Below are 19,817 nucleotides of genomic sequence, written 5' to 3'. Positions count from 1 at the left end.
CGCCGCCGTACTGCCCGCCGGGAGATGCGATGAGCGGCGAGATCAACGTCTATGGCGTGTTCGTGCCGACGCTGCTGCTGCTGATGCTGCTGGCCCTGGTCCTGATGGTGCTGCTGCGCGCCGGCCTGGCCCGCGCCGGCTTCTATCGCGTGGTCTGGCACCGTTCCCTGTTCAACCTTGCTCTCTACACCCTGCTGCTCGGTGGCGTCGTGGCCGCCGCGCGCTGGTTGCACCCATGAGTTTCCGTCCGCGTTCCCTTCTTTCCGTCGTGCTGACCCTGGCCGCGGCGGCGCTCGCCGCCTGCGTCGCCTTCCACTTGTGGCAGTACTACACCGTGGCGCCCTGGACGCGCGACGGCCATGTGCGTGCCGAGGTGGTGCAGGTGGCGCCCGATGTCTCCGGACTGGTCACGCAGGTGCTGGTCAAGGACAACCAGCGCGTGCACCGCGGCCAGCCGCTGTTCGTGATCGACCGCGACCGCTTCGCGCTGGCGCTGCGCCAGGCGCAGGCCAACGCCGCGGCCCGCCGCGCGGTGCTGGCGCAGGCGCGGCGCGAGGCGGCGCGCAGCGTGGCGTTGAGCGGCGTGGTGTCGGCCGAGGTGGTGGAAGAGGGGCGGGCGCGCGTGGAGGAGGGCGCGGCGGCGCTGGCCCAGGCCGAGGCCGCGGTGGCGGTGGCGCAGCTCAACCTGGCGCGCACCACCGTGCTGAGCCCGGTGGAGGGCTATGTCAACGACCGCCTGCCACGCCTGGGCGACTATGTCAGCACCGGCAAGCCGGTGTTCTCGATGGTGGACGTGGAGTCCTTCCATGTCGAAGGCTACTTCGAGGAAACCAAGCTGCACGGCATCCGTGTCGGCGCGCCGGTCGACATCCGCATCATGGGCGAAGCGCAGCCGCTGCGGGGCCACGTGCAGAGCATCGCCGCCGGCATCGAAGACCGCGACCGCAGCAACGGCGCGACCCTGCTGCCCAACGTGAACCCGACCTTCAACTGGGTGCGGCTGGCGCAGCGTGTGCCGGTGCGCATCGTCTTCGACGCGGTGCCGGCCGGCGTGCGGCTGGTGTCCGGCCGCACCGCCACGGTGTCGGTGCGGGAAGACGGCGCGGCCGCGGCGCCGCAGGGGAGCCGCTCATGAGGACCCCGCGCCTGGCTGCGCTGCCGTTGCTGGTCGCCACGCTGCTGGCCGGCTGCACCACCGTCGGCCCCGATTACCACGTGCCGGCGCAGGCGCTGGTGCAGGCGCCCGCCGCCAATGGCCCGCTTACCGGCGACGGCGCGGACGGGGCCCGGGCCGCGGCCGGGGTCTCGGCCGACGCGCCGCCCGACGACTGGTGGCGCCTGTACGACGATGCCAGGCTCGACCAGCTGGTGCGGCAGGCGCTGACCGCCAATACCGACCTGCGCGCGGCCGCCGCCAACCTGCGCCGCGCCATCGCCATCTACCACGAGGTGGAGGCCGAGAACCTGCCGCAGGGCGCGCTCTGGGGCAGCGCGCAGCGCACCCAGCTGTCCGGCGAGAGCCTGCTCAAGACGGAGAAGATCCCGGCCCTGAGCATCGGCGATGCGGGCTTCTCGGTGTCCTACCTGATCGACTTCTTCGGCAAGCTCGCGCGCGCCGACGAAGCCGCGCTGGCCGGCGCCGAAGCCGGTGCCGCCGCGCTCGACGCGGCGCGCGTCGGCGTGGTCGCCGAGACGGTGCGTGCCTATGTGCAGGGTTGCGCCGCCACGCACGAGCACGAGGTGGCCACGCAGCAGGCCAGGCTGGCCGAACACCAGGCCGAACTGGTACGCAAGCTGGTGGCCGCCGGCCGCGGCCAGCCTGCCGACGCCATGCGCGCGCAGGCCCAGGCCGACACCCTGCGCGCGGCGCTGCCGCGCTTCGAGGCCGAGCGCGAAGGCGCGGGCTTCCGGCTTGCCGCGCTGCTGGGCCAGCCGCCCGGCTCGCTGGCGCCGGAGGCCTTCGCCTGCGAGGAGGAGCCGCGCCTGAGCCGTCCGCTGCCGGTGGGCGACGGCGCCGCGCTGCTCAAGCGCCGCCCGGACGTGCGCCAGGCCGAGCGCGAGCTGGCTGCCGCCACCGCGCGCATCGGCGTGGCCACGGCCGATCTGTATCCGTCCATCCGCATCGGCGCCTCGGCCGGCCTCACCGGCATGCTGTCGGACTTCGGCACCGGGCCGACCGCGCATTGGGGCATCGGCCCCGGCATCACCTGGAACCTGCCCACCAACGGTGTACGCCCGCGCATCCACGGCATGGAAGCCGGCGCCGACGCGGCGCTGGCGCGCTTCGACGGCGTGGTGCTCAAGGCCCTGCTGGAGACCCGCACGGCGCTGAGCCGCTACGGGCGCGAGCAGGAACGCAATGCCGCGCTGCGCGCCGCGCGCGACCAGGCCGCCGGTGCCGCCGCGCAGCAGCGGCGCCTCTACCAGGCGGGGCGCACGCCCTACCTGTCGAGCCTGGACGCGGAACGCAGCCTGGCATCGGCGGAAATGGACCTGGCCGCCTCGGACAGCCAGCTCGCCTTCAACCAGATCGGCCTGTTCGTGGCGCTGGGCGGGGGCTGGCAGCAGGCGCCGGCGGTGCGGGAAGTGCCGGCTACGGCGCGCGATTGATGGCAATTCGTCGTCGGCGAGACGGATTTCCCATTCCTGAAAGTATTTGATGCTGCATTTTTTGTGAGGTAATTGAGTTTTTATCTAGTATTTGTCAGACTGCTTCCTGTTGTGTGAAGGAGGTGCGAGTGAGGACCCGAACCATAGACACGCCCAACGCCCGTCGTCTCGTCGAGGCGTCGGTCATCACCGGTGCCGCCATTGTCGGCCAGCCCGGTGGCTGGTCCGTGACCTTGCGGATCGGCGCGCAGGACACCCCGTTGGGGACCCAACGTGACGACAGGCCGCGCACCTGGCGCAGCCTGGACAGTTGTGTCGAATACCTGCGGAGGGAGTTGCATATCGTCAGGATCGACGGGATCGACGCCAGCAATTACAGCGTGTCCGCGGGCCAGCGGACGCGCGAGGATGCTGCGGCGCGGATGAAGGCGGCGCATGAGGCACTGTCCCATGCCGAATGGCTGCAGCAGAAGGTCGAGGCAGCGCGTGCCGGCCTCGACGACGGCAGCAACCAGCGCATCGAGCCGGACCAATGGGAAGCGATCCGGGCGGCCAAGCGGCGTCAGCTCGATAGCCCATGAAGGTCGTGCTGCGCACGCAGAGCTACCGGGACGACCTGGATGAAATCGAGGCCTATATTGCGCAGGGCAATCCGCGCGCAGGCGCCACGCTGTGGCCCCACATCGATGACCAGGTGGCTAGACGGGCCGACCCCTTGTTTCCCCGCAGGCCGGGCCGCGTTGCCGGCACGCGCGAACTGGTCGCGCACGAGAACTATCTCGTTATCCTGGAAGAGAACGAGATGATCGTGACGGCGCTGGCCGTGCTCCACGCGCGTCAACGCTATCCCGGACCACCTGCAACCTGAGCTGCCCGGCTTCTTCCCTTCGCGTGAGGTGCGCCTGAGGCAAGCGCGAAGCGCCAAGCTGCGTCCGGCAGCGAACGCGCCTTGCCATGCCTTGCCTGCCAAGCCGTCGGCGTTAGTCCCAGCATGTCCCCGCCGATCTGACTGAAGCGCAGATTGCCTGCCCGCCCGCTTGTCCGGTTCTCTCTATGAAAAAACCGACTGGACAAAAGAAAAATAAATCACTTCTAGAATGAGTGACCCATGGCTACACTGGGTTCCTGTGCACGACGCGATTGCCGAATGCACAGCTCAAAAGGCGAACAGGACGGCGCGCGGGACGCAGATCCGCCCATCCCGCACCGTGAAAATGGAAGTGCCGTCCTCCCCCAAACCTGCTTAACCATCATGAACACGAAGCTCCTCAAGACCCTTGCAACCGCAGCCGCCCTCAGCGCCTGCGTCCTGGCCAGCGCTCAGGCCAATGCATCGGGTCCGCGGGATAGCGGCATTGCCGGCGACCGTTACGGCTACACCATGCATAACGGCAAGCGTGACCCCTACTCCGAAGGCGCCAACCTCGGCAAGCGCGACCCCTACTCCGAAGGTGCCAACCTCGGCAAGCGCGATCCCTACAGCGAAGGCGCACGCGGCAACGCGCCGCGCGATCCCTATAGCGAAGGCAACCGCGCCGGCGGCATGGACCTGGCCGGCCGCGACCTGACCGGCGTTTCCGCTCAACCCGTCTGACGTTTCCGGCCGGCACGGCCGGCTCGGGCAGCAAGCGCTGCCCGCAGGCATCGCAGCACAGGCATCACACCAGGCTTCGCCTTGTCCGCCGTCCGGCATGCGTGCCGCCATGACCGCCGCGCCTCGTCCTCCAGGAGAGCGCGCCGGCATGGCGGGGCAGGGCGGCGGGCCTTTCTGCACGGGCCGGCGGCGGACCGCCTTCCTCCTCCCCCAGTTCGGGGAAGGCGGGCGCCGCCGGCAGGCGCAGCAGGGCAGGTCCGGTGCCTGTCCGGGCCTGCCGGCCGCTCCGCTCCCCCGCCTTGCCCCCCCGACTCCCTCTCCTCCTCGCCATGAAGACCCTGATCCTCGCCCTGGCCGGCGCCGCTACCCTGGCCGCCGCCCTGCCTGCCCTCGCCGGTCCCGACTGGACCGTGATCGAACGCGCCCGCGCCGAGAAGCGTGCCGCGCAACGCGCCGCGCTGCAGCAGGCTTCCTGCGGCCAGGCCGCCACGGCGCCCACGCCGGCCCGCGCCGGCTGAGCCTGCGCTGCCGTTGGCGGGCGGCGGCCACGCCGCGCGGCCGGTCTGCCTCTGGTCATGCGGCCGCCGCTGTGCGAGGATCGCGGTCTTTGCGCTGCGCTGCAGTGTTGCGCCGTAGCGTTGCGTTCTACCGCCGTTCGATTGCATGCCCCCCGCCGTCCCCGTCGATTCCCCTGTCGCTGCAGCGCCTGCGGGCGCACTTCCCGTGCGCCGGCGGCCGGCCATGAAACTGCTGCACCTTGCCTTGCCCTGTGTGGTGACCCTGGCGCTGGCCGCGGTGCCGCTGCTGTACCGCTCGGCCGCCAGCGGCTCCGACCGGGCCGTGATCGAGCGCGTGCGCACGCAGCGGCCGGTCTATGCCGGCGGCCATCTCCACCACCATCTCTTCGAGCCGCTCCCGCTCGCCGGCGTGGCGGCCAGCGCGCCTGCCGCCAAGGCCGACTGAGCGCGGTCCGGGCGCAGCCTGCGCCACTGGGCGGCCGAGCGGCTGACCGGTCGTAAGTGTCGCAATCTGCATTTTCAGCTTCCCGCAGCGGGTAGCCGCACCCTCTCCAACCGTCGTCTCCGGGTTTGTCCCCACTTGAGCCGGTCTCCGTCCTAATCTTTAATTCAACGTGAATTAATTAATCGAGGCGTGACGCGGTCCGGACCAGCCGGTGCCGCGCACGACCGGGACAGGAGACAGCATGTCGCTTTCCAAGGCCGGACGCGGGGTCAACTCCGCCAGCCTCCGCCTCTACAACGAGCGGGCCCTGCTGCTCGCCTTGCGCCGTGCCGGCGAGGCTTCCAAGGCCGACCTGGCACGCATGGCCGAGCTGACCAACACCGCGGTCGGCAGCATCGTGCAGACGCTGACCGAGGAGGGGCTGGTGTGCGAAGCGGGACGACGCCAGGACGGGCAGCGCGGCCAGCCGGCCAGCCTGATCCGGCTGCAGCCGCGCGGCGCCTTCGGCCTCGGGGTGCGGCTGGACCGAGCCAGCATCGAGTGCGTGCTGGTCGACTTCAGCGGCCGCATCCTGGCCAGCCGTGCGCGCCAGCAGGTCCTGCCCCATCCGCAGCAGGCCCTGGCCATGGTGCGCGAAGACCTGGATGCGCTATGCGAGGCGCTGGCGCCGGCCGAGCGCAAGCGCCTGCTCGGCATCGGCCTGGCCCAGCCCTATAACCTGGGCGCCTGGCTGCGCGAGCTGGACCTGCAGGACGCGGCCCTGCGCGACAGCTTCCATGCCTGGGACGACACCGATTTCGGCGCGGCGCTGGCCGCCGCCACCGGGCTGCCGGTGTTCAGCGAGAACGATGGCACCGCGGCCGCCATCGCCGAGCTGTTCTACGGCCGCCACCACGCCCAGGATTTCCTCTATGTCTTCCTCGGCCCGGCGATCGGCGGCGGCGTGGTGCTCGACGGCGACTGCGTGCGCGGCGTGTCGGGCAATGCCGGCGACATCGGCATGATGCCGGTGGCGCCCAGCACGCTGGACTCGGCGCCCCGCACCGGGCGGGCCCGCGACATCCTGCTGGCGCGCGCCTCGCTCAACGCGCTGGCGCGCCACCTGCGCCACCACGGCGCGCAGGTGGACGGCCACGCCGACCTGGAGGCGCACATCGCGCAGGGCCATGCGGCCGTGGCGCAGTGGCTCGACGACTGCATCGACGCGCTGGCGCCGGCCATGCAGGCGGCGCTGGCGGTGCTCGACGTGCCCCTGCTGGTCTTCGATGCCGACGTCGATGCCGGCCTGGTCGGCACGCTGATCGCGCGCCTGCAGGCGGCGCTCGACGAGGGGGCGCCGGAGGCGCGGCGGGCGCCGCGCGTGGTGCGCGGCGGCTTCGGCGCCAACGCCGGCGCCGTGGGCGCCGCCGCGCTGCCGCTGTTCATGAATTTCTCGCCGCGCGCCGAATGGCTCAAGGGTGCGTCGGCCCGGATCCCGGAGGCCAGCGATGTCGTCGCCTGAACATACCGTCGATGCCGCGCGCACCGCGCCGCTGCTCGCGCTGCGCCATATCAGCAAGACCTTCCCCGGCGTGCGCGCGCTGCGCGACGTGCAGCTCACCGCCTATGCGGGCGAGGTCCATGCGCTGATGGGCGAGAACGGCGCCGGCAAGTCCACGCTGATGAAGATCCTGTCAGGCGCCTACCTGCCCGACGCCGGCGCCAGCATCCGCATCGACGGGCGCGAGGCGGCCATCGACGGGCCGCAGGCCGCGCGCGCGCTCGGCGTGGCGGTGATCTACCAGGAGCTGAGCCTGGCCCCCAACCTGAGCGTGGCCGAGAACGTCTATCTCGGCCGTCCGCTGCGCCGCCACGGCCTGGTCGACCGCGCCGGCATGGCGCAGGCCTGCGCCGCCACGCTGGCGCGCCTGGGCGCCGACTTCGGCGCGCTCGATGCCGTGGCCGGCCTGTCGATCGCCCAGCGCCAGCTGGTGGAGATCGCGCGCGCGGTGCATTTCGAGGCGCGCATCCTGGTCATGGACGAACCCACCACGCCGTTGTCCACGCATGAAACGGAGCGGCTGTTCGCGCTGATCCGGCAACTGCGCCGGCAGGGCCTGGCCATCCTCTACATCAGCCATCGCATGGCGGAGATCGACGAACTGGCCGACCGCGTCACGGTGCTGCGCGACGGCGGCTTCGTCGGCACGCTGGCGCGCGCCGAGCTGTCGCAGGCGGCACTGGTGAAGATGATGGTGGGACGCGACCTGTCCGGCTTCTATACCAAGGACCACGGCGCCGCGCGCCAGCAGGCCGGCGCCGGCCGGGCCGTGCTGTCCGTGCGCGACATGGCGGACGGGCGCCGCGTCAAGGGCTGCAGCTTCGACCTGTGCGCCGGCGAGGTCTTGGGACTGGCGGGCCTGGTGGGAGCGGGGCGCACCGAACTGGCGCGGCTGGTGTTCGGCGCCGACGCGCGCCTGCGCGGCGAGGTGCGGCTGGCGGGGCAGGGCGGCGGCGCATGCGCGCCGGTGCGCCTGGACACGCCACGCCAGGCCATCGAGGCCGGCATCGCCTACCTGACCGAGGACCGCAAGCTGCAGGGGCTGTTCCTCGACCACAGCGTGCACGAGAACATCAACCTGATCGTGGCGGGGCGCGACGCGCGCCGCTTCGGCCGGCTCGACCGCGCCGCCGGCAGCGGCCGCACCGAGCGCGCCATCCGCGCGCTGGGCATCCGCGTGCCGCACGCGCGCGTCAACGTCGGCGCGCTGTCGGGCGGCAACCAGCAGAAGGTGATGCTGTCGCGCCTGCTGGAGATCCGTCCGCGCGTGCTGATCCTGGACGAGCCCACGCGCGGCGTCGACATCGGCGCCAAGTCGGAGATCTACGCCCTGATCGATGCCCTGGCCCGGCAAGGCGTGGCCATCCTGCTGATCTCCAGCGAGCTGCCCGAGGTGGTGGGCCTGTGCGACCGCGTGCTGGTGATGCGCGCGGGGGAGATCGCCGGCGAGGTGCATCCCGGCGACAGCGCGGCACGCATGCAGGAACGCATCATCGCGCTGGCAACCGGCGCGGCCGGGCCGGACGACGCCATGCCGGCAACCGTGGCGGCCATGTCCGCGGCAGCGGGCGCTGCCGCCGCCGGTCCGCTCCGGCACTGAGGCCGCCGGCCGCACACCCGGACCACAGACCGGAACCCTGGACCGGAACCCACAGACCAGAAGGGCGCCACGCCCGCCCCCGCAGGAGACGACCATGCAAGATTCGCTGACCCACGCCCCCGGCGCGGCCCTGGCCGGCGCCGGACCCACCGCGCAGGAACGCCTGCGCGCCCTGGGCATGCTGCCCATCCTGCTGCTGCTGTGCGCGGCCTTCGCCGTGCTGACCGACCATTTCGCCAGCTGGCAGAACCTCTCCATCGTGGCCCAGCAGGCCTCGATCAACCTGGTGCTGGCGGCCGGCATGACCTTCGTCATCCTGACCGGCGGCATCGACCTCTCGGTCGGCTCCATCCTGTCGATCTCGGCGGTGGCCGCCATGCTGGTGTCGCTGGTGCCGCAGCTCGGCGCGCTCAGCGTGCCGGCGGCGCTGCTGTGCGGCCTGGCGTTCGGCCTGGTCAACGGCGCGCTGGTCGCCTTCATGAAGCTGCCACCCTTCATCGTCACGCTCGGCACGCTGACCGCCGTGCGCGGGCTGGCCCGCCTGGCCGGCCACGACAGCACCCTCTACAACCCCGACATCGGCTTCGCCTTCCTCGGCAACGGCGAGCTGCTCGGCGTGCCCTGGCTGGTGGTGATCGCCTGCGCGGTGGTGGCGCTGTGCTGGTTCGTGCTGCGCCGCACGGTACTGGGCATGCAGATCTACGCGGTCGGCGGCAATGCGGAGGCCGCGCGCCTGTCGGGCATCAAGGTGTGGGTGGTGCTGCTGTTCGTCTACGCGATGTCCGGCCTGCTGTCGGGCCTGGGCGGCGTGATGTCGGCGGCGCGGCTGTATGCCGCCAACGGGCTGCAGCTCGGCCAGTCCTACGAACTCGACGCCATCGCCGCGGTGATCCTGGGCGGCACCAGTTTCGTCGGCGGCACCGGCTCGATCGGCGGCACCCTGGTGGGCGCGCTGATCATCGCGGTGCTGTCCAACGGCCTGGTGCTGCTGGGCGTCTCCGATATCTGGCAGTACATCGTCAAGGGCCTGGTGATCATCGGCGCCGTGGCGCTGGACCGCTACCGCCGCCGCGATTCGGCGCGCACCTGACGGGACACAGGACATGGGACACGGGAAACGGGAACGAGACGCATCGGGCAGGAGATACGACGTGCTGACACGCTACTTCCCCACAGCGCTGGCGCGTGCCGCCGCCATCATCGCCGCCATTGCCGTCGCGCTGCTGGCGGCCCTGGCCGCCGGCAGCGGCCGCAGCGCGGCGCAGGCACCGGCCGCCGCGCCGCCGGCGGCCGCGGCGGAACGGCCCTTGCGCAAGGTCGGCGTCACGCTGGGCTCGCTGGGCAACCCCTACTTCGTCGCGCTGGCGCGCGGCGCGGAGGCCGCGGCCAAGGCCGCCAACCCGCAGGCCAAGGTCACCGTGCTGTCGGCCGACTACGACCTCAACAAGCAGTTCACGCAGATCGACAGCTTCATCGTCTCGCAGGTGGACCTGATCCTGATCAACGCCGCCGACGCGCGCGCCATCGAACCGGCGGTGCGCAAGGCGCGCCGCGCCGGCATCGTGGTGGTGGCGGTGGACGTCGGGGCCGCCGGTGCCGACGCCGTGGTGCAGACCGACAACACGCGGGCGGGCGAGCTGGCCTGCGGCTTCCTCGCCGAGCGCCTGGGCGGCCGCGGCAACGTGATCATCCAGAACGGCCCGCCGGTGTCGGCGGTGCTGGACCGCGTGCGCGGCTGCAAGCGCGTGCTGGCCGAGCATCCCGGCCTGCACCTGCTGTCCGACGACCAGGATGCCAAGGGCTCGCGCGAGGGCGGCCTCAACGTGATGCAGCTCTACCTGACGCGCTTCCCGAAGATCGACGCTGTCTTCACCATCAATGACCCGCAGGCCATCGGCGCCGACCTGGCCGCACGCCAGCTCAACCGCCGTGGCATCCTGATCGCCTCGGTCGACGGCGCGCCCGACATCGAGGCCGCGCTCAAGTCCGACACCCTGGTGCAGGCCTCGGCCAGCCAGGATCCGTGGGCCATCGCCCGCGCCGCGGTGCAGATCGGCATCGGCCTGATGCACGGCCAGGCGCCGGCCAGCCGCACCGTGCTGCTGCCGCCGACACTGGTCACGCGCGCCAACGTCGGCCAATACCAAGGCTGGTCGGCCCCCCGCTGACCGGCGCCCCTCCTTTCGACAGACCGCACCATGAACCGCCCTGACCCCAACGCCGTGCCCGAGTTCGACTTCGTCCTGTTCGGCGGCACCGGCGACCTCGCCCGGCGCAAGCTGCTGCCCGCCCTGTTCGACGCCCATGCCAGCGCCACGCTGCATCCGCGCGGCCGCATCCTGGCGCTGGGCAGCCAGGCGATGTCGCGCGAGGCCTATCTCGATATGCTGGAGAGCGAGGTGCGCCCCATGCTGCCGGGCGCCGTCGCTGTCGACACCTGGCGGCAGTTCCTCGAGCGCGTGGCCTACCAGCAGGTGGACGCCCGCGCGCCCGAGGGCTTCGACGCGCTGGCCGAGCTGGTGCAGGCGCGCGGCGCCCCGGTGGTGGTGTGCTACCTGGCCACCGCGCCGCACCTGTTCGTGCCCATCTGCGAGCAGCTCGCCCGCACCGGGCTCAACCACGCCGGCGTGCGCGTGGTGCTGGAGAAGCCGCTGGGCCACGACCTGGCCTCGTCGGAGGCGATCAACGACGCCGTGGGGCGGCATTTCGGCGAGGAACAGATCTACCGCATCGACCACTACCTGGGCAAGGAGTCGGTGCAGAACCTGATGGCGATCCGCTTCGGCAACGCGCTGTTCGAGCCGCTGTGGCGGCGCGAGTGGGTGCGCGACGTGCAGATCACCATCGCCGAGGAACTGGGCGTGGAGCGGCGCGGCAACTTCTACGACGGCATCGGCGCCTTGCGCGACATGGTGCAGAACCACCTGCTGCAGCTGCTGTGCATGGTGGCGATGGAGCCGCCGTCGAGCCTGTCGGCCGACGCCATCCGCGACGAGAAGCTGAAGATCCTCAAGGCGCTGCGCCCGCTCGCCCAGCATGAGGTGGCCGAGAGGGTGGTGCGGGGGCAGTATTGCCGCGGTGCCGCCGCCGGCAACCCGGTGCCCGGCTATGCCGGCGAGCCCGGCATCGCTGCCGACAGCAGCACCGAGACCTTCGTCGCCATCAAGGCCGAGATCGCCAACTGGCGCTGGGCGGGCGTGCCGTTCTACCTGCGCACCGGCAAGCGCATGCAGGCGCGCGTGGCGGAAATCGTGGTGCAGTTCCGCGACGTGCCTTACTCGGTGTTCCCGCGCCCGCTCGACCATGAGCCCGGCAACCGCCTGGTGATCACGCTGCAGCCGGAGGAGAGCATCCGCCTGCATTTCCTCGTCAAGCAGCCCGGCGACACCCAGGCGCTGCAGCCGGCCACGCTCGACCTGCAGCGCATGCTGCCGCGCGGGCAGGGCGCCCGCCACGAACGCAAGACCGGAGCCTACGAGCGGCTGCTGCTGGACGTGATCCGCGGCCGCCTGGGGCTGTTCGTGCGCCGCGACGAGCAGGCCCAGGCCTGGCGCTGGGTGGCGCCCATCCAGCAGGCCTGGACCGACAGCGGCCTCGCGCCCAAGCTCTATACCGCCGGCACCTGGGGCCCGGCCGCGTCCTCGGCGCTGCTGTCGCGCGACGGCGCGGTGTGGCACGAGGAGCTGTGAGAGCGGCATGCCGCGGGAATGCACCGGCCCAAGCGAAGAATTGACCGTGACAAAGCGCGCTGACATGCGGGACGCCGGGCGCCCGTCTCTGCTATCGTCCCCAGCCTGTCCGCCCACGACTACACCCGAGCCGACATGATCTTGTCCTCCCTACCTGCCTGGCGGGCCCTGCAGGCCCATGCCGAGAGCATCCGCCACGTCCACCTGCGCGACTGGTTCGCCGGCGCCGCCGGCGAGGCGCGCAGCACCGCCTTCACGCTGGAGGCGGCCGGCCTGACGCTGGACTACGCCAAGAACCGCGTCGACGCCGGCGCCATCGCGCTGCTGCACGAACTCGCGCAGCAGGCCGGCGTGCTGTGCAAGCGCGACGCCATGTTCCGCGGCGAGCCGGTCAACACCACCGAGCGGCGCGCGGCCCTGCACATGGCCTTGCGCGCGCGCCCCGAGGACGGCTTCCAGGCGGCCGGCGTGCCGGTGGCGGCAGAGGTGGAAGCCGTGCTGGCGCGCATGGCGCGCTTTGCCGGCGCGGTGCGCGAGGGCGCCTGGCGCGGCTGGGACGGCCGCGCCATCACCGATGTGATCCACCTCGGCATCGGCGGCTCCGACCTCGGTCCGCGCATGGTGTGCCGCGCGCTCGGCCACCTGGGCGGCGGCCCGCGCCTGCATTTCGTCGCCAATGTCGACGGCAGCGACCTGGCCGCGGCGCTGGCGCGCGTGCAGGCGGCCACCACGCTGGTGGTGGTCTGCTCCAAGACCTTCACCACCCTGGAGACCATGGCCAACGCGCATACCGCGCGCGCCTGGTTCCTGCGCCAGGGCGTGCCGGAGGACCAGCTGGCCCGGCATTTCGCCGCGGTCTCCACCCACCGCGAGGCGGTGGCTGCCTTCGGCATCGGCGCGGAGCAGATGTTTCCCTTCTGGGACTGGGTGGGCGGCCGCTTCTCGCTGTGGTCGGCGGTGGGCCTGCCGATCGCGCTGGCGCTCGGCTTCGACGCCTTCCGCGCGCTGCTGGACGGCGCGCGCGAGATGGACCGGCATTTCGCCGAGGCGCCGGCGGCGGCCAATATGCCGCTGGTGCTCGGCCTGCTCGACGTGTGGAACCGCAGCTTCCTCGGCGCCGCCAGCCGCTGCGTGGCGCCGTACTGCGAGCCGCTGGAACTGCTGCCGGCCTTCCTGCAGCAACTGGAGATGGAGAGCAACGGCAAGTCGGTGCAGCTCGACGGCACGCCGGCCGCCTGCGGGACCGCGCCGGTGGTGTGGGGCACCACCGGCACCAACGGGCAGCATGCCTACTTCCAGATGATGCACCAGGGCTCGCACTGGGTGCCGGTGGACTTCATTGCCGCGCTGGAGCCGGTGCACGCGGTGCCCGGCCATCACAGCAAGCTGCTGGCCAACTGCTTCGCCCAGTCCGAGGCGCTGCTGCGCGGGCGCACCGCCGACGAGGTGCGTGCGCAGGGCGTGCGCGACGAGGCACTGGTGCCGCACCTGGTGTTCGAAGGCAACCGTCCCAGCAATACCCTGCTGCTGCAGCGGCTCGACCCGCGCCATCTCGGCGCGCTGCTAGCCCTGTGCGAGCACCGCACCTTCGTGCAGGGCGCCCTGTGGAACATCAATTCCTTCGACCAGTGGGGCGTGGAGCTGGGCAAGCAGCTCGCCGCGCCCATCGCGCGCGAGCTGGAGGGCGGGCCGGCGTGCGCGCACGATGCCTCCACGGCCGCCCTGATCCGCCGCGCGCGTGCCGCCGCCACGGCGGCCGCTGCCACCAGTGCCGCCAGTGCCGCCAGCGCAGCCGCGCTGCCCGAGGAGATCGCCGGATGAATGCCACCCTGCCTGCCTACGTCGTGTTCGGCGAGGCCCTGACCGACATGGTCCACCAGGGCGGCCAGCAATGGCTGGGCCTGCCGGGCGGCTCGTGCTGGAACGTGGCGCGCGTCGGCGCGCGCCTGGGCGTGCCGACGGCCTTTGCCGGCGCCATCAGCGAGGACCAGCTGGGCGACCAGCTCGCCGAGGCCAGCGCGGACGCCGGCCTCGACCTGCGCTTCCTGCAGCGGGTGCCGCGCTCGCCCTTGCTGGCCTTCGTCGGTGCCCAGCATCCGCCGCGCTATTTCTTCGTCGGCGACGACAGCGCCGACCTCCATTTCGATCCGGCGCGCCTGCCGCAGGGCTGGCGCCAGGCGGCCCGCGTGGTGCATTTCGGCTCGCTCAGCCTGGCGCGCCAGCCGCTGGCTGCGCGCCTGTGCGAGGAGGCCACGCTGGCCAGCGCCGCCGGCAAGCGCATCGCCTTCGATCCCAACTTCCGCGAGCCGATGCGCGCGCCGGACTACGCCGAGGTGTTCGCCCACCTGGCACGTCTGGCCGACTACATCAAGGTCTCGGACGAGGACCTGCGCGGCCTCTACCCGCGGCACGACGAAGCCGGCGCGCTGGCCGCGCTGCGCGCATTGGCGCCGCGCGCGCGCGTGCTGCTGACGCGCGGCGCGCAAGGCATGGTGCTGCTGGATGGCGCGCAGCGCTACGAGCAGCCGGCCTTCGCCGTGGCCGTGGCCGACACCGTCGGCTGCGGCGACGCCGCCATGGGCGGCTGGATGGCCGGCCTGCTGCGCGAGCCCGGTGCCGCGCCCGCGCGCCAGGCCCGCTGGGCCGCCGCCAGCGCCGCCGTGGCCGCGACCCATGCCGGCGCCCACGCGCCGGCGCTGGCGCAGGTGGAGGCCCTGCTGGCTGCGACCGCCGCCTGAGCGCTGCCGGGCGGCGCCCGCCAGCCCGCCCAGGAAATCCGCCATTGACAGACCGCGCGCGAGCCGCTCCCCCGCCTGCCGGCTGGGGGGCGCCGCGCGCCGATCCTGCTGGCCCAAGCGATACGTCCCAACTGGACCTAACGGCAGCTTCCCTGGCTCGCATATAAAGGGGCCACGGGGGTTGCCTGTGCGCCAGCCGGCCCGGGGCGGTCCGACCTTCCACCGCTCCGCCGCTCGACGGTTCCATGCGAAGCCGGCATCGCGCCTGGGCGGCGATGCCGCGGCGCTTCCCCGCAGGACTGCATGCCGCGCCGCATGCCAGCCACCACGCAGCACGCAGCACGCAGCACGCAGCACGCAACACGCAACACGCAGCATGCAGAACGCCGCCCCCGCCTGCCCGCGCCGGCGCGGGGTGCCTTCGATCCTGCCGTGCCGCCGCCAGGCCGGCATGGCAAAAGGGGAGCATCGATGTCGACGTGTCTTACGCGCCCGCGCCGCCTGCTGGCGGGGCTTTGCACCAGTGCGGCCATGTGGTGCGCCGCCGTCTCCGGCAGCGCCGCCGCACAAGCCGCCCAGCCCGCCCAGCCGGCGCGCGGCGGCAACCTCAACGTGCTGTCGATCACCGCCATCAACTCGCTGAACCCGGCCATCCAGTCCGGCGTGGCGACCGGCGTGCCGGCCGCGCAGTTGTTCGCCAGCCTGCTGCAGGCCGACGCCAGGTGGCAGTTCAAGCCCTACCTCGCCGATAGCTGGAGCGCGGCGCCGGACGGCCTGTCCTACACCTTCAAGCTCAATCCCGAGGCGCGCTTCCATGACGGCAAGCCGGTCACCTCGGCCGACGTCGCCTTCTCGGCCGAGGCGGTGCGCGCCAACCATCCCTTCGGCCCGGCCATGCTGGCCGCGCTGGACAAGGTCGAGACGCCCGACCCGCATACCGCCGTGTTCCGCCTCAAGCAGCCCGATCCGGCGCTGCTGCTGGCGCTGTCCACGCCGTCGCTGATGCCCATCCTGCCCAAGCATGTGTACGGCGACGGGCCGATCCGGCAGAACCCGCACAACAACGCGCCGATCGGCTCGGGCCCGTTCAGGTTCGGCGAGTACAAGCCCGGCGAATACCTCGTGCTGGAGCGCTTCGACGGCTTCTTCCGCAAGGGCCGTCCCTACCTCGACAAGATCACCTACAACATCGTGCCGGACCGCGCCGCCGCCGCGCTGGCGATGCAGCGCGGCGATATCCAGTATGTGGCCTACGCACCGTTCCGCATCGCCGACCTCGACCGCCTCGCCGCCGACCCCAAGCTGGTGGTGGGCAAGGCGGGCTACGAGGGCGTGGGCGCGCTCAACTGGCTGGCCTTCAACGTACGCCAGGGACCGCTGGCCAACCTGAAGGTGCGCCAGGCCATCGCCTACGCCATCGACCGCGACTTCATCACGCAGAAGCTGCAGCGCGGCCGCTCGCAGCCGGCGCTGGGCCCGATCCACCCGTCCAGCCCGCTCTACGACAAGACGCTCAATCCCTACAAGCTGGACCTGGCGCGCGCCAACCAGCTGCTCGACGAGGCCGGCTTCGCGCGCAAGGCGGACGGCATGCGCTTCGCGCTGCGGCTCGATTTCCTGCCCGGCGCGCCCGACACCTCGCAACTGGTCGCCGAGTACCTGCGTCCCCAGCTCGCCAAGGTGGGCGTGCAGGTGCAGCTGCGGCCCTCGCCGGACTTCCCCACCTGGTCGCAGCGCATCGCCAACTGGGACTTCGACATGACCACCGACGCGGTCTTCAACTGGGGCGACCCGGTGATCGGGGTGGCGCGCACCTATATGTCGAGCAATATCAAGAAGGGCGTGATCTGGTCCAACACCCAGGGCTACGCCAACGCCGAGGTCGACAAGCTGCTGGCGCAGGGCGCTGTCGAGACCGATCCCGCGCGGCGCAAAGCCATCTACGACCGCTTCCAGCAGATCGTCAATACCGAGCTGCCAGTAGCCTGGCTCAATACCACGCCGTACAGCACGGTGGCCAGCAAGCAGCTGCGCGGCCTGCCGGACGGCATCTGGGGCGTGTTCGCGCCGTTCGACGAGGTGTACTGGGCCAAGTGAGCGGCCCGACGAGGATCCCCTGCGATGGCGGCGGGGCCGGGCCATGCGCCTGGCGCCGCGCCGCCGCGCGCGCATAGCGAGAGGCTTCGATGCAGACGCTGTTCTACCTGGGGCGCCGCCTCGGCGCCGGCGCCGTGATGGTGCTGGCCGTGATCGTGCTCAACTTCCTGCTGCTGTCGGCCGCGCCGGGCGACGTGGCCGACGTGATCGCCGCGCAGTCGGGCGGGGGCACCGCCGAGCAGGTGGCGGCGCTGCGCAGCCAGCTCGGCCTGGATGCCGGGCTCGGCCACCGCCTGGCGGCCTATGTCGGCAACGTGCTGCACGGCCGGCTGGGAGATTCGCTGTTCTTCCACCAGCCGGCGCTGCAACTGATCCTGGAACGCGTGCCCAACACGCTGATGCTGGTGCTGCCGGCGCTGCTGCTGGCGGTGGTGGCCGGCACGCTGCTGGGCACGGTGTCGGCGCACCGGCCGCGCGGCGCGCTCAGCGCGGTGGTCACCTTCATCTCGCTGGCCGGCTTCGCCGCGCCGGTGTTCTGGAGCGGCATGATGCTGCTGATCGTGTTCGCCTACTGGCTGCCGCTGTTCCCGGCCTCGGGCATGTACACCATGGGCGAGCGCGGCCAGGGCTGGGTCCTGGTCCTCGACGTGCTGCACCACCTGGTGCTGCCGGTGCTGTCGCTGTCGATGATCTACCTGGCGCAGTACAGCCGCCAGGCGCGCGCCACCATGCTGGACGTGCTGGGCGCCGACTACATCCGCACCGCGCGCGCCAAGGGCATGAGCGAAGGCGTGGTGGTGTACCGCCACGCGCTGAAGAACACGCTGCTGCCCATCGTCACGCTGGCCGGCCTGCAGTTCTCGCATGCGATGGCGGGCGCGGTGCTGGTGGAGACGGTGTTCAACTGGCCGGGCCTGGGGCGCCTGGCCTCGGACGCGGTGCTCAACCGCGACTACCCGCTGATGCTCGGCATCCTGCTGATGTCCGGCCTGTTGGTGGTTGCGGCCAATATCCTGACCGACTGGCTCTACAGCCTGCTCGATCCCCGCATCCGCACCACGGGCTGAGGAGACGCCGATGAACACGGGCTGGAAGCTGTTCCTGCACAACCGCGGCGCCGTGCTCGGCGCGCTGGTGCTGCTGCTGATCGCGCTGGCGGGCCTGCTCGGGCCGCAGCTGTACGCGGTCAATCCGCAGGACGTGGTGGCGGCGCCGCTGTCGCCGCCCTCGGCCGATGCGCCGCTGGGGGCCGACTACCTCGGCCGCGACGTGCTGGCCGGGCTGCTGCACGGCGCCGGCGTGACGCTGGCGATCGGCCTCGCGGCCACCGCCGCCACGCTGGTGATCGGCGTGCTGGTCGGCGCGCTGGCGGGCTACCACCGCGGCCACGTCGACAACGTGCTGATGCGCGTCACCGAGTTCTTCCAGGTGCTGCCGCCGATCCTGCTGGCGATGGTGCTGGTGGCGGTGTTCGGGCCCAAGATCGGCAATGTGGTGCTGGCCATCGGGCTGGTCAGCTGGCCGCCGCTGGCGCGGCTCACGCGTGCCGAGTTCCTCAAGCTGCGCGAGCGCGAGTTCGTGCGCGCCGAGCGTGCCATCGGCACCTCCGGGCGCGACATCATGCTGCGCGTGATCCTGCCCAACGCGTCGCCGCCGCTGATCGTGGCCCTGGCGCTCAACGTGGGGGTGGCCATCCTGTTCGAGTCGGGTCTCGCCTTCATCGGCCTGTCGGACCCGGACGTCACCAGCTGGGGCTACATGATCGGCAGCTCGCGCGACCAGATCTTCGAGGCCTGGTGGTCGGTGGTGTTCCCAGGCGCCGCCATCTTCCTGACCGTGCTGGCCATCTGCCTGGTGGGCGATGGCCTGAACGACGCTCTCAACCCCAAGCTGCGGCAGCGCTGAAGGAGGCCCGCATGTCCCTGCTCGAAGTCGATGGCCTGTGCGTGGAGTTCGCCGGTGCCGGCGGCCCCCTGCGCGTGATCGACCGGATGGACCTGCGCGTGGCGCGCGGCGAAGTGCTCGGCATCGTCGGTGAGTCCGGCTGCGGCAAGAGCATGACCAGCCTGGCGCTGCTGCAGCTGGTGCCCGCGCCCGGCCGCATCGCCGCCGGCAGCATCCGCTTCGACGGCACCGAGCTGCTCGGGCTGGGGCCGGCGCGCATGCGCGAAGTGCGCGGTGGCGAGATCGCCATGATCTTCCAGGAGCCGATGACCGCGCTCAACCCGGTCTTCACCGTGGGCCGCCAGATCGTCGAGGTGATCGAGCGCCACCGCGGCCTGCGCGGGCGCGCCGCGCGCGAGGAGGCGGTGGCCCTGCTCGACGCGGTCAGGATTCCCGAGCCGCGGCGGCGCGCCGGCCAGTATGCGCACGAGATGTCCGGGGGCATGCGCCAGCGCGCCATGATCGCCATGGCGCTGGCCGGCCAGCCGCGCCTGCTGATCGCCGACGAGCCGACCACCGCGCTCGACGTCACCGTGCAGGCGCAGGTGTTCGACCTGCTGCGCGACGTGCGGCGCCAGTTCGGCACCGCCATCATCCTGATCACCCACAATATGGGCGCCATCGCCGAACTGGCCGACCGCGTCATGGTGATGTACGCCGGGCGCAAGATCGAGGAGGGGGCGGTGGCCGATGTGCTGGCGCGTCCCGCGCATCCGTACACGCGCGGCCTGCTCGAATGCGTGCTGCACCTGGAGACCGGCGCGGCCGCCGCCCGCGCCGGCACCGGCACGCTGCCGGAGATCCCCGGCATGGTGCCGGCGCTCGACCAGCTCGGCCCCGGCTGCGCCTTCGCCCCGCGCTGCCGCGAAGCCCTGCCGCGCTGCCGGCAGGAGCGGCCCGCGCTGGTGGACCTGGGGGGCGGGCCGGCCGCCCATGCCGCCGCCTGCTGGCAGCGCGCGGCCGCGCCGCACGAGGGCGCCACCGTGTCCGGCGCGGCCGGTGCGGCCGCTGTGTCCATCCTGTCCTGATCCCGATCCGCCCG

At 72.0% G+C, this 19,817-nt stretch carries 19 protein-coding genes; all 19 read left to right on the top strand.

What is annotated here, in order from left to right:
- Nucleotides 1–29: 29 nt before the first annotated feature.
- The 19 genes from BKK80_RS31155 (at nucleotide 30) to BKK80_RS31065 (ending at nucleotide 19,803) form a co-directional block, all read left to right on the top strand.
- Complete coding sequence (locus BKK80_RS31155; RefSeq protein ID WP_071018678.1) at nucleotides 30–239, top strand: DUF1656 domain-containing protein; 210 nt, start codon at nucleotides 30–32, stop codon at nucleotides 237–239.
- Nucleotides 236–1,135, top strand: coding sequence for an efflux RND transporter periplasmic adaptor subunit (locus BKK80_RS31150; RefSeq protein ID WP_071038795.1), 900 nt, complete (start codon nucleotides 236–238; stop codon nucleotides 1,133–1,135). The genes BKK80_RS31155 and BKK80_RS31150 overlap by 4 nt, the downstream gene beginning before the upstream one ends.
- The gene (locus BKK80_RS31145) at nucleotides 1,132–2,610 is read left to right on the top strand and encodes an efflux transporter outer membrane subunit (RefSeq protein ID WP_071018682.1); all 1,479 of its coding nucleotides are present in this window, start codon (nucleotides 1,132–1,134) and stop codon (nucleotides 2,608–2,610) included. Before BKK80_RS31150 ends, BKK80_RS31145 begins: the two co-directional genes overlap by 4 nt.
- A gap of 128 nt (nucleotides 2,611–2,738) precedes the next feature.
- Nucleotides 2,739–3,191 carry a hypothetical protein gene (locus BKK80_RS31140; RefSeq protein ID WP_071018684.1) on the top strand — a complete coding sequence of 151 codons (453 nt, stop codon included), beginning with the start codon at nucleotides 2,739–2,741 and terminating at the stop codon, nucleotides 3,189–3,191.
- Nucleotides 3,188–3,478, top strand: coding sequence for a type II toxin-antitoxin system RelE/ParE family toxin (locus BKK80_RS31135; RefSeq protein WP_071072650.1), 291 nt, complete (start codon nucleotides 3,188–3,190; stop codon nucleotides 3,476–3,478). The genes BKK80_RS31140 and BKK80_RS31135 overlap by 4 nt, the downstream gene beginning before the upstream one ends.
- Nucleotides 3,479–3,862: 384 nt before the next feature.
- The gene (locus BKK80_RS31130) at nucleotides 3,863–4,204 is read left to right on the top strand and encodes a hypothetical protein (RefSeq protein WP_071018686.1); all 342 of its coding nucleotides are present in this window, start codon (nucleotides 3,863–3,865) and stop codon (nucleotides 4,202–4,204) included.
- Between the two features lie 329 nt (nucleotides 4,205–4,533).
- The gene (locus BKK80_RS31125) at nucleotides 4,534–4,722 is read left to right on the top strand and encodes a hypothetical protein (RefSeq protein WP_071038793.1); all 189 of its coding nucleotides are present in this window, start codon (nucleotides 4,534–4,536) and stop codon (nucleotides 4,720–4,722) included.
- Between the two features lie 223 nt (nucleotides 4,723–4,945).
- A complete protein-coding gene (locus tag BKK80_RS31120; RefSeq protein WP_071018689.1) occupies nucleotides 4,946–5,167 on the top strand; it encodes a hypothetical protein in 222 nt (73 codons plus the stop codon).
- A 241-nt stretch (nucleotides 5,168–5,408) separates the two neighbouring features.
- A complete protein-coding gene (locus BKK80_RS31115; protein WP_071072648.1) occupies nucleotides 5,409–6,668 on the top strand; it encodes an ROK family protein in 1,260 nt (419 codons plus the stop codon).
- The gene (locus BKK80_RS31110; RefSeq protein ID WP_071072646.1) at nucleotides 6,655–8,307 is read left to right on the top strand and encodes a sugar ABC transporter ATP-binding protein; all 1,653 of its coding nucleotides are present in this window, start codon (nucleotides 6,655–6,657) and stop codon (nucleotides 8,305–8,307) included. Before BKK80_RS31115 ends, BKK80_RS31110 begins: the two co-directional genes overlap by 14 nt.
- A gap of 94 nt (nucleotides 8,308–8,401) precedes the next feature.
- Nucleotides 8,402–9,397, top strand: coding sequence for an ABC transporter permease subunit (locus tag BKK80_RS31105; protein WP_083384430.1), 996 nt, complete (start codon nucleotides 8,402–8,404; stop codon nucleotides 9,395–9,397).
- Between the two features lie 142 nt (nucleotides 9,398–9,539).
- Nucleotides 9,540–10,475, top strand: a complete 936-nt coding sequence (locus BKK80_RS31100; protein ID WP_232346492.1) for an ABC transporter substrate-binding protein — start codon at nucleotides 9,540–9,542, stop codon at nucleotides 10,473–10,475.
- 30 nt (nucleotides 10,476–10,505) lie between these two features.
- Nucleotides 10,506–11,996 (top strand): glucose-6-phosphate dehydrogenase, encoded by a 1,491-nt coding sequence (gene zwf / locus BKK80_RS31095; RefSeq protein WP_071072642.1) that lies wholly within the window; start codon nucleotides 10,506–10,508, stop codon nucleotides 11,994–11,996.
- Between the two features lie 138 nt (nucleotides 11,997–12,134).
- On the top strand, nucleotides 12,135–13,817 hold the full coding sequence (pgi, locus tag BKK80_RS31090; protein WP_071073453.1) for a glucose-6-phosphate isomerase: 1,683 nt from the start codon (nucleotides 12,135–12,137) through the stop codon (nucleotides 13,815–13,817).
- Nucleotides 13,814–14,734, top strand: a complete 921-nt coding sequence (locus tag BKK80_RS31085) for a carbohydrate kinase family protein (RefSeq protein ID WP_071072640.1) — start codon at nucleotides 13,814–13,816, stop codon at nucleotides 14,732–14,734. The genes pgi and BKK80_RS31085 overlap by 4 nt, the downstream gene beginning before the upstream one ends.
- 471 nt (nucleotides 14,735–15,205) lie before the next feature.
- A complete protein-coding gene (locus BKK80_RS31080) occupies nucleotides 15,206–16,831 on the top strand; it encodes an ABC transporter substrate-binding protein (RefSeq protein WP_197524055.1) in 1,626 nt (541 codons plus the stop codon).
- An 89-nt stretch (nucleotides 16,832–16,920) separates the two neighbouring features.
- Nucleotides 16,921–17,898, top strand: a complete 978-nt coding sequence (locus tag BKK80_RS31075) for an ABC transporter permease (protein WP_071072638.1) — start codon at nucleotides 16,921–16,923, stop codon at nucleotides 17,896–17,898.
- Between the two features lie 10 nt (nucleotides 17,899–17,908).
- Entirely contained in the window at nucleotides 17,909–18,736 is an 828-nt protein-coding gene (locus BKK80_RS31070) for an ABC transporter permease (protein ID WP_071018701.1), read from the top strand.
- Nucleotides 18,737–18,747: 11 nt separating this feature from the next.
- Nucleotides 18,748–19,803, top strand: coding sequence for an ABC transporter ATP-binding protein (locus BKK80_RS31065; RefSeq protein WP_071018702.1), 1,056 nt, complete (start codon nucleotides 18,748–18,750; stop codon nucleotides 19,801–19,803).
- Nucleotides 19,804–19,817: the final 14 nt, after the last annotated feature.

This window comes from Cupriavidus malaysiensis (assembly GCF_001854325.1).
Taxonomy (GTDB): domain Bacteria; phylum Pseudomonadota; class Gammaproteobacteria; order Burkholderiales; family Burkholderiaceae; genus Cupriavidus; species Cupriavidus malaysiensis.
Note: the sequence above shows the minus strand (reverse complement) of the source record. Positions and strands in the feature narration are given on the sequence as shown.

Coding starts and splice junctions, on each gene's coding strand:
- BKK80_RS31155 (WP_071018678.1), top strand. CDS start 30: ATGAGCGGCGAGATCAACGTCTATGGCGTGTTCGTGCCGACGCTGCTG.
- BKK80_RS31150 (WP_071038795.1), top strand. CDS start 236: ATGAGTTTCCGTCCGCGTTCCCTTCTTTCCGTCGTGCTGACCCTGGCC.
- BKK80_RS31145 (WP_071018682.1), top strand. CDS start 1,132: ATGAGGACCCCGCGCCTGGCTGCGCTGCCGTTGCTGGTCGCCACGCTG.
- BKK80_RS31135 (WP_071072650.1), top strand. CDS start 3,188: ATGAAGGTCGTGCTGCGCACGCAGAGCTACCGGGACGACCTGGATGAA.
- BKK80_RS31130 (WP_071018686.1), top strand. CDS start 3,863: ATGAACACGAAGCTCCTCAAGACCCTTGCAACCGCAGCCGCCCTCAGC.
- BKK80_RS31125 (WP_071038793.1), top strand. CDS start 4,534: ATGAAGACCCTGATCCTCGCCCTGGCCGGCGCCGCTACCCTGGCCGCC.
- BKK80_RS31120 (WP_071018689.1), top strand. CDS start 4,946: ATGAAACTGCTGCACCTTGCCTTGCCCTGTGTGGTGACCCTGGCGCTG.
- BKK80_RS31115 (WP_071072648.1), top strand. CDS start 5,409: ATGTCGCTTTCCAAGGCCGGACGCGGGGTCAACTCCGCCAGCCTCCGC.
- BKK80_RS31110 (WP_071072646.1), top strand. CDS start 6,655: ATGTCGTCGCCTGAACATACCGTCGATGCCGCGCGCACCGCGCCGCTG.
- BKK80_RS31105 (WP_083384430.1), top strand. CDS start 8,402: ATGCAAGATTCGCTGACCCACGCCCCCGGCGCGGCCCTGGCCGGCGCC.
- zwf (WP_071072642.1), top strand. CDS start 10,506: ATGAACCGCCCTGACCCCAACGCCGTGCCCGAGTTCGACTTCGTCCTG.
- BKK80_RS31085 (WP_071072640.1), top strand. CDS start 13,814: ATGAATGCCACCCTGCCTGCCTACGTCGTGTTCGGCGAGGCCCTGACC.
- BKK80_RS31080 (WP_197524055.1), top strand. CDS start 15,206: ATGTCGACGTGTCTTACGCGCCCGCGCCGCCTGCTGGCGGGGCTTTGC.
- BKK80_RS31075 (WP_071072638.1), top strand. CDS start 16,921: ATGCAGACGCTGTTCTACCTGGGGCGCCGCCTCGGCGCCGGCGCCGTG.
- BKK80_RS31070 (WP_071018701.1), top strand. CDS start 17,909: ATGAACACGGGCTGGAAGCTGTTCCTGCACAACCGCGGCGCCGTGCTC.
- BKK80_RS31065 (WP_071018702.1), top strand. CDS start 18,748: ATGTCCCTGCTCGAAGTCGATGGCCTGTGCGTGGAGTTCGCCGGTGCC.